This window comes from Psychrobacter sp. SC65A.3 (genome assembly GCF_025642195.1).
Lineage (GTDB): Bacteria > Pseudomonadota > Gammaproteobacteria > Pseudomonadales > Moraxellaceae > Psychrobacter > Psychrobacter cryohalolentis.
Map to the genome: position 1 here is coordinate 1,791,996 of NZ_CP106752.1, position 14,705 is coordinate 1,806,700.

Annotated in this window: 11 protein-coding genes; 5 read left to right on the plus strand and 6 right to left on the minus strand. The window is 42.7% G+C overall.

Annotated features, from left to right (window positions below):
* The first annotated feature begins 37 nt into the window (after positions 1-37).
* Entirely contained in the window at positions 38-823 is a 786-nt protein-coding gene (locus OEG80_RS07530; protein WP_263240144.1) for a hypothetical protein, read from the plus strand.
* Positions 824-938: 115 nt separating this feature from the next.
* Here OEG80_RS07530 and OEG80_RS07535 read toward each other — a convergent pair whose 3' ends face one another.
* The 4 genes from OEG80_RS07535 to glpK form a co-directional block, all read right to left on the minus strand.
* Positions 939-1,631, minus strand: coding sequence for a TetR/AcrR family transcriptional regulator (locus tag OEG80_RS07535; RefSeq protein WP_011513381.1), 693 nt, complete (start codon positions 1,629-1,631; stop codon positions 939-941).
* A 212-nt stretch (positions 1,632-1,843) separates the two neighbouring features.
* Positions 1,844-2,869: an endonuclease/exonuclease/phosphatase family protein gene (locus OEG80_RS07540; RefSeq protein ID WP_149408583.1), complete on the minus strand. Its 1,026-nt coding sequence runs from the start codon at positions 2,867-2,869 to the stop codon at positions 1,844-1,846.
* Positions 2,870-3,217: 348 nt separating this feature from the next.
* Positions 3,218-3,688 carry a hypothetical protein gene (locus OEG80_RS07545; protein WP_226939380.1) on the minus strand — a complete coding sequence of 157 codons (471 nt, stop codon included), beginning with the start codon at positions 3,686-3,688 and terminating at the stop codon, positions 3,218-3,220.
* Positions 3,689-4,179: 491 nt separating this feature from the next.
* On the minus strand, positions 4,180-5,790 hold the full coding sequence (gene glpK, locus OEG80_RS07550) for a glycerol kinase GlpK (RefSeq protein WP_263240146.1): 1,611 nt from the start codon (positions 5,788-5,790) through the stop codon (positions 4,180-4,182).
* 510 nt (positions 5,791-6,300) lie between these two features.
* Here glpK and OEG80_RS07555 point away from each other — a divergent pair.
* From OEG80_RS07555 to OEG80_RS07570, 4 genes are all read left to right on the plus strand, one after another.
* On the plus strand, positions 6,301-8,052 hold the full coding sequence (locus OEG80_RS07555; protein ID WP_263240148.1) for a TolC family protein: 1,752 nt from the start codon (positions 6,301-6,303) through the stop codon (positions 8,050-8,052).
* Positions 8,053-8,141: 89 nt separating this feature from the next.
* Positions 8,142-9,425 (plus strand): HlyD family secretion protein, encoded by a 1,284-nt coding sequence (locus OEG80_RS07560; protein WP_263240149.1) that lies wholly within the window; start codon positions 8,142-8,144, stop codon positions 9,423-9,425.
* A 3-nt stretch (positions 9,426-9,428) separates the two neighbouring features.
* Positions 9,429-10,733, plus strand: a complete 1,305-nt coding sequence (locus OEG80_RS07565; RefSeq protein WP_263240151.1) for an ABC transporter permease — start codon at positions 9,429-9,431, stop codon at positions 10,731-10,733.
* Positions 10,733-11,929, plus strand: a complete 1,197-nt coding sequence (locus tag OEG80_RS07570; protein ID WP_263240153.1) for an ABC transporter permease — start codon at positions 10,733-10,735, stop codon at positions 11,927-11,929. The genes OEG80_RS07565 and OEG80_RS07570 overlap by 1 nt, the downstream gene beginning before the upstream one ends.
* 85 nt (positions 11,930-12,014) lie before the next feature.
* Here the strand turns inward: OEG80_RS07570 and sthA are convergent, their stop codons facing one another.
* Positions 12,015-13,658 (minus strand): Si-specific NAD(P)(+) transhydrogenase, encoded by a 1,644-nt coding sequence (gene sthA, locus OEG80_RS07575; RefSeq protein ID WP_011513373.1) that lies wholly within the window; start codon positions 13,656-13,658, stop codon positions 12,015-12,017.
* A gap of 197 nt (positions 13,659-13,855) precedes the next feature.
* Positions 13,856-14,704 carry a posphoenolpyruvate synthetase regulatory kinase/phosphorylase PpsR gene (ppsR, locus tag OEG80_RS07580; protein WP_041753451.1) on the minus strand — a complete coding sequence of 283 codons (849 nt, stop codon included), beginning with the start codon at positions 14,702-14,704 and terminating at the stop codon, positions 13,856-13,858.
* Between the last annotated feature and the right edge of the window lies 1 nt (position 14,705).

The following is a 14,705-nucleotide window of genomic DNA, read 5'->3' on the forward strand; positions in this document are numbered from 1 at the left end:
ACCGATACTTATCAGCTTACTACAAGGTTTTCGCGTTATGCTTTACTCTACTATTAAAGTAGCTACTTATAAAAATCCAATATGTGCTGCGTTTTCAGCTGTTTTGCTATTATCAACGACTTCATGTGTATCAACCGCAGCTACGACTCTTCAAAAAAGTGGGAATATCACTACTGTAGACACCTCTGATTACTGCCAGAGTCAGGATTTAAAAGCGACATATAAAAACCAAAATACGCAGCAACGGGCGATGAGCTGTATGCTAGCAGAACTACAGCATTATCAGCAAAAAGATAAAACTGCGCAGCAACAGTACTTTGCTTATAAAGCCCAAGCTTGGCTCAACTATGCCATCCATAAAGACAGCATGAATAGTCGCTCACCTGCTGGATTAGAAGCGGCAAAATCTGCAGAAGCTATTTTGCAAGCATTAAAAAAAGGCTCAGAAAACGATCTTGTTCTTATCCAAGATATATCTGCCTCATCAGCGCTAATGCGACCTGATTTATGGGCAACGTTAAGCGCCCTCAAAGACAGCGATGGTATTGCAAGCGCTCCCCGTGAAATAGCATTTAGTGAAGTGGCATTAATCTGGGCAGCGACCGACCAATGTGAACATAATTCACGGCAGGCAGGTAGTCAATTTCGCATGGCTGACCGCTGGCTTGAGCAGGCACGTGAGGCTTTTGTTAATGCTCACAATTCTAAAGAAAACGTGGCATTAGAAGGGCTTATCGTACGTTATTATGAGCAATACTCGCCTTTCGATGCAAGTGGTGATCGCTGTAATGGACAAGTATTGCCGACACTTGATCAAATGTAGGAATTTTATTCACTATAAGTATTTTATAAAGCTTATACATAAAAATTTAGCAAAAAAATCCGACATATAAATGTCGGATTTTTTTAATGTCTGTCTTTAAAACTTAATAGACAGACTAACGGTCTTTACGCGGTAGCTTCTCTGGCAAGTAACAACGCAGATAAGCGATAGATGCCGTATTAGCTTCTTGCAGATACTTATCGGTAATACGTTCATGACGACGATAAGAAACAGTAAAGATCGCATTCACGATACTAAAGGTAATCAATAATACATCTTGAATATCTTCAAACTTAGGCACTTCATAGCGTTCAGCCAAACGATCATAGACCAATTTTACTACTTGGTGATCCATATGCTCGCCAAAACTGTCGCCTTCAAAATCAGGTGTATTGGTATCATAAATTAATTTGGCTTTGGTTTGATCTTCATCAAAAATTTGTACACAGCGATCAATCAGCGCTGTAAGATACCCTTGCCATCTATCATATTTAACCGTCTCAACGGTTCTCAATACATCTAAAATATCAATAGCATTTAAAAAACGCAGCGCCAAAAATATGGCTTCAATATTAGGGAAGAAATGATAAGCAGACGCCCGTGGAATACCCGCTTCTTCGCAGACAGCGGCAAGCGTAATATCATTGATAGATTGAGTTTCACTCAACTTTTTAGCACCCATCAACAATTTTTGACGGCGGGCGCGTCCTTGCTGGCTAGTAAACTTAAACTTATTCGGCACCAGCTTTTTTGCCAACTCCGAATCTACTAGTACATCTTCAATTTTGTCGTCTTTATTTTCACTCATGATAAATCTCTTAATGTTATGTCATATCTTTAAAAATATAGTGTTCATCGGATAGTATGCGCCCTAAATCAAAGCACCATTTCTATCAATCACATATGGATTGATAACACCGCTACTATACTCAACGAAGAGGCATAATAAACGCTTGTACACTATCAAGCAAGGAACAAGAATAGGTTAAAAAAAATTCAGTAATTAATTATTAAATAGTGTTAATTGTGAAGCTTTATTTTCGCTCTTATAATACCGTGGTCGATCACTCTATCTGCATAATCCCACTTTAAATGGTCATTAAAGTAGTCAACCCGTTCAACCTGACCGAGCGAAAACTTACTATCAGGTAGAAATTCTTCAGAGACAAATAACTGATCAATCACTTCTGGCATACCTTGATAGATATGCGTGTATGCTACATCTTTCATCCAACCATAACGGGCTTGAATACGAGCAGCATCAAACAGCGCGACGTCTCGCATGCTCTTGTCATAGTTGACCTCGCCAGTCTCAGTCATCAGCTGGGTGGTCACGCTTTCAGTCACATCATTCATATCACCAAGCAAAATCAAGGGCTCACGAGTATGCTGTAACCTATCTATGATAGAAAGCCGGATAGAAGCCGCTTCTGCCGCACGCATACACAAACTACGCAACTTGGCACGAATACGAATGTTTGGATCATCCATATCTTCTAACAAATTACCAGCCTCATCACGTAAGAAAAAAGCACGTTTACTTTTTAGATGAGCGGTAATAATCGTTATCGGCTGACCAAATGCATCTACGCGCAATACCAGGGGCGGACGATTAAAGCGATGATAAGGACCAACATCAGGGATATCAATGACCGCTTTTGAGGCAATCTCTTCAAGCAAACTGGTTTCTAAGTGCGCAAACCGACTAATGATACCGACAGCAGGCGTATTTTGCGCCCCTTTACCTTGCGTATATGAATTTACGCTGTCATTACTGGCCAGCGGAATAACGACATGTTCAGGCTTAAAGCCCAATGATACTGCTAAAGCTTCGAGCGCTTCACTGTCCCATACTTCCTGGACCGCAATGATATCAGCATGTGCCTTTGACAGTAGATCTGTGATACCGCGTAACTTATGTTCGTATTCGTGATTAGTATATGCAGGTGCGTTTGGATAATAGAGACGATTGGGATTGGCAAAATTGAGCAGGTTGGCAGTTGCTATATAAAATTGCTTATGATTACTTTCATTATTATTGGTCATAAACTGCCTATTATTCTATAATTTTTTTACATAAGGTTTCTAATTATTACTTATTGGCTAATTTTAACAATAAAGCATATTATATATTCATACATAGTAATATACAGTAAAAAAGCCTCCAAAGAAATCTTTGGAGGCTTTAAAATAGCATAAATTCAAATTATTGCGTCTGTTAACAAAAAATGTCTACAATCGAACTAAACCCAGTAATAAGACAGTAAGCTTTAGTCGTGTTTGGTTACTTGAAGCAAGTATACTATTAGCAGCACTTGCATATTATTCGCTGACTACTTTTATAGACTATCTAACCTAAGTACTTAATACCTTATTAAAATCAGCATAAATACATTAAGAAATGCGGTTCCATGCATCACGAGATGCTCTACGTGCCTCATTCCATTCCATACGTGATTCACCTTTCACATTGTTCCATGAGCGCTCTAAATCTGACTCATGATCTTCAAAGCGGGCATCAGCGGGATAACGTGCACGGTTAGCATAGCCTACCGCGTAAGCTGGATGCAAATCACGATCGAAATCATGACCTTCTTGATAGTAATCGGCATTGGCATACTCTGCACGCCAATATGCTTCTTCACGCGTTGGATCAATCGCTTCGGCTGCTGCATGACCTGCACCGCCACCGACAATTGCACCAATTGCTCCACCAATAAGCGTGCCTAATGGGCCTGCCATCGTGCCAATAGCAGCACCTGCTGCTGCGCCGCCAATACCACCAATACCTGTACCTACAGGGTGTGAGCCTGGCTCCCCTGTGATTGGATCAGCATTCAGATCACTTCTTGCTTCTTTCGACATATGCTTGACAGCAGTACGATCAATCGCATCATGATCCTCTATAATGTTGTCATTTTCATGTCTAATAACAGTATTGTTGATTGTCTGATCATTACCAGTCAATCGGCGCTCATTGTCATCGATAATACGCTCTCTATCACCAACTTCAAGATAGTCATCAGTAACCACATGGTTATTCGGGTCTGTAATACGGCCATCGTTATTCATAATATCTTCCTTAATTGATTTGTTATATATTCTATTTATCATCAATCTACTTAATAGCAATATAAGCTAGATTAAGCGTTTTATTAAATCTTCTAAAGTATAGGAACTGAGTTCAAAGACAGATAGGTCGAATATGTAAACTGTGTCAAAATCACGATGATATTGCGTTACAGTCTGTATCTGTACCAAAACTTTGTCATCTGACGTAGTTTCTAGGTGAGTCGATTACATAATATTGTAAAACGGCTATTAAGTAATAAGCAAAACACTATCTATCATGGTAATCAAGGCACTATTAATGCTCTACTGATAGCTTGTTGCCATTTATACAGATGCTTTTCACGAACATCTATAGACATGCTAGGCTCAAAAACTCGATCTACCTGCCATGAGACCTTCATCGTTGTATCATCATATAAACCTGTTTTTAAGCCAGCAAGTAGAGCGGCTCCTTTTGCGGTAATCTCTGTGTCTCTTGGACGCAGTACAGGCACATTCAATAAATCTGCTTGGAACTGCATCAACAAATCATTGTTTGCCGCGCCTCCATCTACCCTTAATTCAGTGAGTGGATGCGGGCTGTCTTTTTGCATGGCAATGAGCACATCGTATGTTTGATAAGCAACCGCCTCGAGTGCTGCCCTTGCAATATGGGCTTTGGTCGTACCGCGACTCATACCAGTAATACTGGCACTGATATCTGAGCGCCAATAAGGGGCACCTAATCCTGTAAATGCTGGCAGCAAAACCACCTCTTCACTGCTCTCAACTTGCCGAGCCAAGTCTTCTACCTCGCCGCTTTTTTGAAACATACCTAGGTTGTCACGCAGCCACTGTACAATTGCACCCGCCATAAAAACACTGCCCTCTAACGCATAAGTTACTTCTCTACCTGGAGGCTGTAGCATGCGTCTGCCAGATTGGACGATTTGTTCGAACGAGAGATTGTCTGGGCGAGTTGGTGCAGATTTTCGTTGCCATGCAATAGTTGTGAGTAGCTTATGTTCACTAAGCAGCGGCTTTTGACCGATATTCATTAGCATAAAACAACCAGTGCCATAAGTATTTTTAGCCATGCCCGTCTCAAGACAGCCTTGACCAAAAAGTGCTGCTTGCTGGTCACCCAATACTGCATGAATTGGGATTTGTTTGGCAAATAATCCCTTTTTGGTTTTGCCAAAGTCGCCATCGGATGGCAGAACTTTGGGCAAAATATTCATGGGTATGCCAAATCGGGCGCACAACTCCTCCGACCATGCCAGCTTATGGATATCGTATAGCAAGGTACGAGAAGCATTGGTGACATCGATGACATGCTCACCACCTGTGAGCTTATATATCAGCCAGCTGTCTATGGTGCCAACTGCTATCTCACCTTTGCTGGCGCGTACACTTAATTTAGGATTTTGATCTAGTAACCAAGCGATTTTACTGGCACTGAAATATGGATCTAAACGCAGACCTGTAATACGTTGCACTTCGCTTGCCATATCACCTTGGCTATTATTACTAACCGTACCCCTTTGCGGCGTGGCGGTTAGGTTCTCAGCAGCAAGCGCTTCACAGTAGCTCGCTGTACGCCTGTCTTGCCAAATAATAGCGGGGGCAAGTGGCTTACCTGTTTGCTTATCCCACATGACAATAGATTCACGCTGATTGGTAATAGCGATACTGCTAACATCGGTGGCGAGTAGCCCTGCCTGATTGATGACGTCATGAGCGCAGCTGATTTGCGTCTGCCAAATTTGCTGGGCATCTTGCTCAACAAAACCGGCTTGCGGTGTCTTTAAGACCGTTGGCTGCTGTGCCATTTTGATTGGGCGCGCATGATCATCGTACAATATAGTCCGACTTGACGTTGTCCCTTGATCTAACGCTAAAATATATCCTGCCATTACTCACATCCCATCTTGTCTTATCTTATTTGAGTCTAATATTATTATTTATTAACTATAAATTTATAAAATCTAAAATTCAGTATAGATACTGCTATCCATTTTATAGATAGTACTTACAAAAAATTTAAACCTATGCAATTAGGAAAATCAGAGGAAAAACAAGTTACTAGCCTATATCAGCTGTTTATTAAATGATGCTATTATTCATTATAGTTAAAAGCGTTACCATAAACCCTTTGTTGATACAATGCAGAATAAGCAAATAGTGAGCATTGACCCGTCACTATTGTGGCACTACAGTGTACGCTTTGTCATCCATGACAAATTTTAGATCGAATTATATTTGATAATTTAGTCTATTTAGCAGCACATTTTGCATAATATTTAGCTTAGATTATCTCTAGCATAAACAGTACTCAGCATGACTAATACTGTTTATACATTGCGTGTGATTCTAGACACCTTTTAACTTGTACCTTGTATTCTAATTAATGGCTTACGTGACCTATGAAATTTGCTCTATCGACTCTGTCCACTGCCGTGATGACGATTACGCTCATGAGTATAGCGGCGACTGCCTCTGCACGCGCTAGTGAGCATATGAATGAGTCACAAAATGAGATGATAGCTGTCAATGTGACACAGATTATCGACGCCGACAATCAAAACAATGCATTAAGTGCACTTGATATGGTCAATCAAAATATCACCTCTAAAACGGTATCCTCTAAGCATGCAGCTTCTGCAAAGAAATCTTCTATAAACGAAGTTTCTGTAAAATCAGCGACGATACGTGTCGACAGTACAAGCGAGGTCTCTGGACGTCAAGCAGCTCTAAGCACGCTTATCGATCCTATTACCCATAAAAGCATAGAGAACAGCTATCCGTTAGAAGTGTCTAGCTTGTTAAGTCTTGAGCAAGCGCAAAATATTTTGTTGCAAGTATCCCCAAAAATCGCTGCCAATCAGGCCGCTATTGCTGCCAGCGAGTATCAAACGGATGCCCTCAAAACTATCGACCACCCACTTGTATTTGCCCGTGTTTCAGCCACTACCTACAATTTGGATGCGGACATTGATCTATCGTCGCTAAAAAACGGCATCGTCAATGATATTAATAATGGGGTTGGTGACATTATTCCGCCCATTCCAGATTTGCCAAATTTTGGTGAATTGGTTGGTGAGCGTATCCCAGATAACTACGAGTTAAAACGCTCAGGCTCTACGGCGGGCGCAGGACTTGGGGTAGTATGGCCTATTTATACCGCTGGACGTACTGCCGCTCTGACAGGCGCGTCCAATGCTCGTACTCAAGAAGCCGTAGCTGACAGTATATTGGACAAAAACGAGCTTTATAACACTTTAATTGAGCGTTATTTTAAAGCGCAATTGGCAATCATTGCCGCCTATTTACGCGACGATGCCTATGATACCTTGCAGCAGACTGACCATATGGCGCAGCGGCTTTTTGAAGAAGGTTTTATATCGCGAGTTGATCGCTTAGAAGCGCAATCGGCACTTGCTGATGCCAAAAGTGAATCTGTCAATGCCAATAATGATGCACGTCTTGCAATGATAGCTTTACAGCGTCTATTGCGCACTGAGTATCGCATTAAACCTCGCACACCTTTGTTTGTCTCAAGCCGACCCTTACCTGATGTCAGCTACTTTCAAGATTTGGCACTGACCAATCACCCAGGTCTACAAAAAGTCGCCGCCAAACGTGCTCAGGCGCAGCAGCTACATGCGCTATCGGATACTGGTTACAAGCCGACTGTCATGCTGTATGGCTACGGGCAAATTGAAAAAGACCCAAGCTGGGTCGCTGGCGTCTCAGCAAGTTGGAAGTTATGGGGCGGTCTGGATAAAACTGCGTCTCTGGCATCAAGTAATGCCAAGATACGCCAAGCTGACTTGTCTGAGATTGAAGTCAGTGACAACCTATTATTACTGGTTGAAAAAAACTGGCATGATGTGAATAACGCCCAATCACGCTATCAAGCTCTACAAAGCAATGTAGAGCTTGCGGCAGAAGTCTTGCGTTTGCGCAGGCTTGGACTACAAGAGGGTTTGAATACGCCAGTCGAGATTGCCCAAGCGCAAACGCAGTCGTTAAAAGCACGTACGGAGCAAGCGCAAGCAGCTTATAGCTATGTTCAATCACTTGCTGCTCTTATGCAAAGCTGCGGTACGCCCCTTGCCTTTAATGCCTATCTCAATGCCGCCGATATTCGGCTACCCACTTTATATGACAAATAAAATCACCCATTTATCGTCTTCGCAATATCAGACGACAAACGATTTATTTTGCTTATTACCGACTTTATTGCTTTAGGAATCTCACTGTCATGACTGAATCTACCAACGAATCAGGCGACTCGCGCAAACTAGGTGCCTTAAACTCATCGACTGGATCGACCAATACTAACAATAATCCAGAACCCACGAACATGGATTCTACGGTCGATGCAAATGATGCTGATGCGTCTAAGACTAATATGAATAACAGCACTGATGCCGATAGGGACACCAATACTGATACTAGCATTGAGCCGGAGCAAACGGTGCCAAGCTATAAGCGCCAGTCAGCAAAAGATAATAAATCAACAAAGATTAAAAGGGCGATTTCGGCGCTGGTGATTTTAGTTATTTTGGGTGTGATTGCTTATGGTTTATACAAGAGCAATCAGCATAGCGAGCCGCAAATTATTACCCTCCAAGGGCAAATGCAAATGCAACAAACGTCTATCGCGGCAAAAGTACCGGGACGTATTGCAAAAATATTAGTCACAGAAGGTGATGCAGTAACGGTCGGTCAACAGCTAATAGAGATGGATTCGCCTGAGATTAATGCAAAAATCAATCAGGCACGTGCTGGCAAACAGATGGCACAAAGCCAGCTAGATAAAGCAGAAAATGGGGCGCGTCCGCAAGAAATCGCTCAAGCAAAAGCAGCGTGGCAAGCTCATAAAGCGGCATCCGACTTGGCAGAAAACACTTATCAGCGCGTTAATCGTCTGTATGAAGAAGGACTGATGGCGCGGCAAAAGCGTGATGAAGCCTATGCACAATATTTGGCAACTCAAGATCAAACCGAAGCGGCACGCTTACAATATGAGTTAGCGATGGAAGGCGCACGTAGTGAAGATAAGTCAGCGGCGACTGCACAAGTTGCGCAAGTCGATGCGCAATTAGAAGAAGCATTGGTAGCGAAAGAAGAAGCCAACTTAAAAAGCCCAATCTCTGGTGTCGTCGATAATGTCATCGTCAATGCAGGTGAAGTGATCGGTCAAGGTGTGCCGCTGCTAACCTTAGTCAATACCAATGATCAATGGGTCGTCTTAAATGTCACGGAAACCTACTTAAATCAGTTTGCGATTGGTCAGCGGTTCATGGGTACTATTCCCGCTTTATCATCACCTGAAAAGCCTTATACCAAGCAATTCACTGTTTATGCTACTTCAACCTTGTCTGACTTTGCCACTTGGCGACCGACTAATAATGATGATGGTTTTGATGTTCGTACCTTTGAAGTAAAAGCCCGACCCACTAACCCTGATAGACGTATTCGCTCAGGTATGAGCGTAGTTGTACGTCTCAATCCTGCCCTCGTTAATCAGAACCAAGAGTAAGCTATGCGCCTGACGAAGCTAAAGGATGCTTTTGTACGCAGTGCAGCTTACGAGCGACGTTTTTTGGTAAAAAATCCGTGGGACTTGGCGATGGTGTTCTGGATACCGCTGGCTACTGTGCTATTAATTTGGTGGATTTTTTCACAAATACAAATCACTGATTTGCCTATTGGCGTGATTGATAATGATCGGGGGCCTGTTGCCAATACGGCATTACGGTATTTGGAAGCCAATCCTAATTTGACGGTAAAGCAGCTATATCATACGCCTGCTGCGGCAAAAGCTGCTATCTTGCAGCGTGATATCTATGCAGTCGTCATTATCCCTGAAGATTTTTCTCGTAATATCTTATTAAGTAAGCCTGCTCCTATCGTACTCCAAGTCAATGCCCAATATGGCACCCACTCTGGTATTATCCAAACCAGCGTACAGTCTGTCATCGGTACCTTATCCGCAGGCGTTGAGATGAAGCGCTTGGTCAAGCAAGGGATGGCTCCATCACAAGCTGCGATTGCCTACTCTCCTATTAGCATTCAACGTATTAGCTTGTTTAATGCTGCGACTGATTATCAGCAATTTTTGGCATCGACAGTCATTCCTGCTCTGCTGCATATTTTGGCAATGGTGATTGGCGCAACGACGATCGGCCGTGAATTGCGTGACAAGCGAATCGGACGCTGGTATCACTTTATTAATGGCAGTCATGTTTATTTAACATTACCACCTAAAGATGATCAACCTAATAATGACAGCCAACCTAGTCCATTAGATAATGTCTCAGCCAGTCAAAACCAAGCATCAGAAGAAGTAAGTATACCGGTATTGGTATTTGGTTTATTGGGCAAGTACTTTTGGCCGCTACTGGCTTATAGTATTTGGTCGATATTGGCTTTATGGCTGGCAGCGCCGCAACAATCGATTGCTATTAGCGCGCTCATGGTAACCTATATAAGCCTTGTATTATTAATGATGTTATCTTTCTGGCTTGGCGCTATATTTACCTTAGGCTCCTTCTCATTGCGTATGGGTTTATCGGCGACGGGTTTTATCTCAGCACCTTCTTATGCATTCGCTGGAGTGACATTTCCTTACGTCGCTATCAGTAAGAATGCCCAGCATTGGTCAGATGTGCTGCCGCTTACCCATTATCTTAAGCTGCATATTGCACAGTTACAGATGCAAGCGCCTGTCATCATATCCTTACCGATTGTTTACGGGCTGACACTAGCAACACTCGTTACGCTATCTTTAACGGCTTTACTAAGCAAACGCGCATTAGCGCATCCTGAACGCTGGGGAGCACGCTGATGTCATCCAATTCAAATCATAAATCGTCTACTAAAATAGTAGTATCAGAGGAAATTCTGGCATCGCCAAGCTTCTTTGGCAGCTTTTTACAAACCATAAAAGACGTGTTTTCTGATAAAGGTGTGCTGTTACTATTGATGATTGCACCGATTATCTATGGTTTCTTCTATCCTTGGCCGTATTCTACCGAAGTGGTCAACCACGTACCTGTTGGCATTGTTGATAAAGACAATAGTCCTTTATCGCAAACCATCGTTCGTTATGCCAGTGCCAGCCCGCAATTAGATACAAAACGCTTTTTAAATGAGCAGCAAGCCATCGATGCCATGTGGGCGGATGACATCGCAGGCTACATGATTATTCCAAGCGGACTTGAACAGCAAGTGTTGTCAGGCAAAGCCGCTAGCGTCAGCGTGCTTGGTAATGGCGGCTATTTTTTATTAAATAAAAACGTACAAATGGGATTTTTGCAAGCAGTTAGTACCGTCTCAGCTGGCATTGAGGTAAAGAAAAACGTGGCACAAGGGGCGTACTTAGCGACTGCTTCTGCTAAAACCCAAGCCGTACCGTTAAAGATTATCCCTTTATATAATCAAACGGAAGGTTATGGCGCTTACGTCGTGCCAGCGGTGTCTATTCTTATCTTGCAGCAAACGCTTTTGATGTCAACAGCGATGTTAATCGGCACTTGCTATGAGCAACGACGCCATAGAACTAACATTCGTGGCTGGCTTGGGCGGATTGCCGCGCTAAGTATGTTTAGCTTTGTGATTGGCTGTTTCTATTATGGCTGGGCATTTGAGCTTCATGACTATCCGCGCGGGCAAAACATGCTCGGCAGTTTATTATTCTTGCTGCTATTTTGTCCGACAGTCGCCACACTTGGTTGCGTGCTTGGACTTTGGTTTCGCCAGCGCGAGCGTAGTATGCAAATTTTAATTTTTAGCTCGTTACCGATGTTTTTTGTCAGCGGCTATCCGTGGCCTGCCCATCAGCTTCCTGAATTCTTGCAAATTATTCGTTGGTTATTGCCAACGACACCAGGTATCAATACTTCCGTGCAGCTTAACCAAATGGGCGCCAGTATCGCGCAAGTAGCGACAGGATTTTATGCGTTGGCAGGATTGTGGATTTTTTACTTTATTCTACTGTTGCTATTCCGCTGGTTAACGTCAGAACGTAAAAATGCTTATTAAAGTTAATAACATATTAACCATGATAAAAAAGCGCCTGTATAATTACAGACGCTTTTTTATTGACTCAGTTTAATATCATTAATCGTTAGAACACACGATTAAGACCGTTCAATGCCGCGACGCGATAAGCTTCTGCCATCGTTGGATAATTAAAGGTGGTATTTACAAAGTATTCAAGCGTGGCATTACATTTCATCACGGCTTGCCCAATGTGAATAATCTCTGAAGCATGATTGCCGTAGCAATGAATCCCTAAAATCTCTAACGTCTCACGGTGGAACAAGATTTTTAGAACGCCTGAACGCTCACCAATGATTTGCGCGCGTGCAAGATGCTTAAAGAAAGCCTGACCGACCTCATAAGGAACTTTAGCATCGGTTAATTCTTGTTCCGTTTTACCGATACATGAAATCTCAGGAATAGTATAAATACCTGTTGGTACGCTCGATACAGGCTCTGCATCACGGTCACCGACCATAAATGCCGCCGCACAGCGCCCTTGGTCGTAAGCGGCAGAAGCTAATGAAGGCCAACCGATAACATCGCCCGCTGCATAGATGTTTTCAACTTCGGTACAGTAAGTATCATCAACTTTCAGCTGACCGCGGCTATTGGCTTCTAGACCTAGGCATTCTAAATTTAAGCCTTCAGTATTACCTGAGCGTCCATTCGACCATAAAATAGCGTCTGACTTGATTTTCTTACCACTTTTTAGATGCAAAATCACACAGTCATCGTGCGTTTCTAAATGGTCAATCTCTTCATTGCTGCGGATAACTACGCCAAATTGACGAAAGTCATGAGCGATGGCGTCACTGATTTCACTATCCAAATAGCTTAGCAGTTGGTTTTGGTTATTAATCAAATCTACTTTATAGCCAAGACCGGTGAAGATAGACGCATACTCACAGCCAATCACGCCAGCGCCATAAATAATGATTTTCTTAACCACATAATCCATCTGTAGGATTTTATCAGAATCAAATACGCGTGGATGATTGAAGTCTAAGATATCAGGGCGGTATGGACGGCTACCGACCGTAATGATAGCTTTGTTAAAGGTAATCGTTTCAAAGGTATTTTCATCAATTTCGATACGTATCGTGTTTTTATCGATAAAATTTGCCCAACCATGAATCACTTCGATTTGGTTGCGCTCATAGAATCTGGTGTGCGTCTGAACCTGTTGCAAAATCACTTTTCGAGCTTTAGCTAACACGATATTCAGCGGGACTTGATGATAATCCATGGCCTTAGTAAACATCTGGTCACGGCGAAAGTTAATCAAGTTAAAAACGGACTGGCGCAAAGCTTTACTTGGAATCGTACCAACGTGGGTACAGTTACCGCCTACTTGCTCGCGCGGGTCAATAACTACCACCTTCTTACCCGATTTGGCAAGTTTCATGGCAGCAGCTTCACCCGCAGGACCTGCACCTAATACGACCGCATCATATTCAAACTCATGCTTATCGCTTTTTAGACGTTGTGAATCCTTAGTAAAGCCCGATTTTACGTCGATACGTGTATCATCTAGTGGATTGACCAAATCTGGATGATGCATGATATCTTCAGTAACTTGCTCATGCGTTTGTTCGATTTTCTCTTTCTTATTTTTACCCTCAGTATGCTCGGGGTTTGGCACACGACCACTTTCCTTATTAGACACCTCAGTTTTAATATCTTTACCAGTATCATTGGTCGCGTCGCCTATCGTTTTGCTTCCCATCGTGTCCTCTTTATTCATTTATGAATCTGTTTTTTAGCTCGCGGACGCCTTCATCTTTATAAATGTCTAGATAAAAATATCCATGGTGCTAAAGTGTGTCCACCATACGTGGTGATACGTTATTTTGCAATACAGCCACCACTACAACTGTTTTTTTCAAAAGTATTGTTTTTCAGAAAAATAGAGACCGAGCTCAATTAGCCAATACGGCGTTTGAGACCAGTCATCTGTAATATACGCGTGGCAATCTCTTCAACGGACATCTCTGACACATCAAGACTTGGAATCCCCTGTGAGGTATAAATTCCTTGTATTGCGCGCTGTTCTTGCTGACATTGCTGATAGCTTGAGTAGCGACTACCCGCGCGGCGCTCTTGGCGGATTTTCACCAAGCGATCCGTATCGATAATCAGACCAAATAACTTGTGTTTATGCTCACGCAATGCTTTAGGTAGCTGGTTATCGTTTAGATCTTCTTCGGTTAAAGGATAATTGGCCGCTCGAATACCAAATTGTAGTGCCAAATATAATGAGGTTGGCGTTTTACCAGAGCGTGATACCCCAATCAGAATAATATCTGCTGCGTGATAATGACGGGTACGCGCGCCGTCATCATTATCTAAAGCAAAATGCACCGCATCAATACGCTCTTTATAAGTCTCAGAGTCGACGTTATCATGGGCATGACCTGAATGCCCATCTGGCTCCACGCCCGTCTCTTCTGCAACGCGACCGATGAGACCTTCATACATATCAAGATTACAGCTGTGCGCTGAATTAATTTTTTCACGAATCTCAGGACTAACAATAGTATCAAACACCAGTGGCAACAAGCCATCTCGCTGATAGGCGGTATTGATTTGCACAACCGCATCTTCAGCACGTTCTAGATTATCCACATAAGGCAATACTCGAGTCTCAAAAGGCACTGAAGCAAATTGGCTTAAAATAGCACGCCCAAGCGTTTCTGCTGTAATCGCCGTGCCATCAGAGATAAAAAACGCCGTTCTTATGTTCTGAGCGTTATCAACTTCTAGTGCTTTCATA

What these genes read in the sequence shown, in the direction of transcription:
- OEG80_RS07530 (WP_263240144.1), top strand. Translation starts at nt 38, where the DNA reads ATGCTTTACTCTACTATTAAAGTAGCTACTTATAAAAATCCAATATGT.
- OEG80_RS07535 (WP_011513381.1), bottom strand. Translation starts at nt 1,631, where the DNA reads ATGAGTGAAAATAAAGACGACAAAATTGAAGATGTACTAGTAGATTCG.
- OEG80_RS07540 (WP_149408583.1), bottom strand. Translation starts at nt 2,869, where the DNA reads ATGACCAATAATAATGAAAGTAATCATAAGCAATTTTATATAGCAACT.
- OEG80_RS07545 (WP_226939380.1), bottom strand. Translation starts at nt 3,688, where the DNA reads ATGTCGAAAGAAGCAAGAAGTGATCTGAATGCTGATCCAATCACAGGG.
- glpK (WP_263240146.1), bottom strand. Translation starts at nt 5,790, where the DNA reads ATGGCAGGATATATTTTAGCGTTAGATCAAGGGACAACGTCAAGTCGG.
- OEG80_RS07555 (WP_263240148.1), top strand. Translation starts at nt 6,301, where the DNA reads ATGAAATTTGCTCTATCGACTCTGTCCACTGCCGTGATGACGATTACG.
- OEG80_RS07560 (WP_263240149.1), top strand. Translation starts at nt 8,142, where the DNA reads ATGACTGAATCTACCAACGAATCAGGCGACTCGCGCAAACTAGGTGCC.
- OEG80_RS07565 (WP_263240151.1), top strand. Translation starts at nt 9,429, where the DNA reads ATGCGCCTGACGAAGCTAAAGGATGCTTTTGTACGCAGTGCAGCTTAC.
- OEG80_RS07570 (WP_263240153.1), top strand. Translation starts at nt 10,733, where the DNA reads ATGTCATCCAATTCAAATCATAAATCGTCTACTAAAATAGTAGTATCA.
- sthA (WP_011513373.1), bottom strand. Translation starts at nt 13,658, where the DNA reads ATGGGAAGCAAAACGATAGGCGACGCGACCAATGATACTGGTAAAGAT.
- ppsR (WP_041753451.1), bottom strand. Translation starts at nt 14,704, where the DNA reads ATGAAAGCACTAGAAGTTGATAACGCTCAGAACATAAGAACGGCGTTT.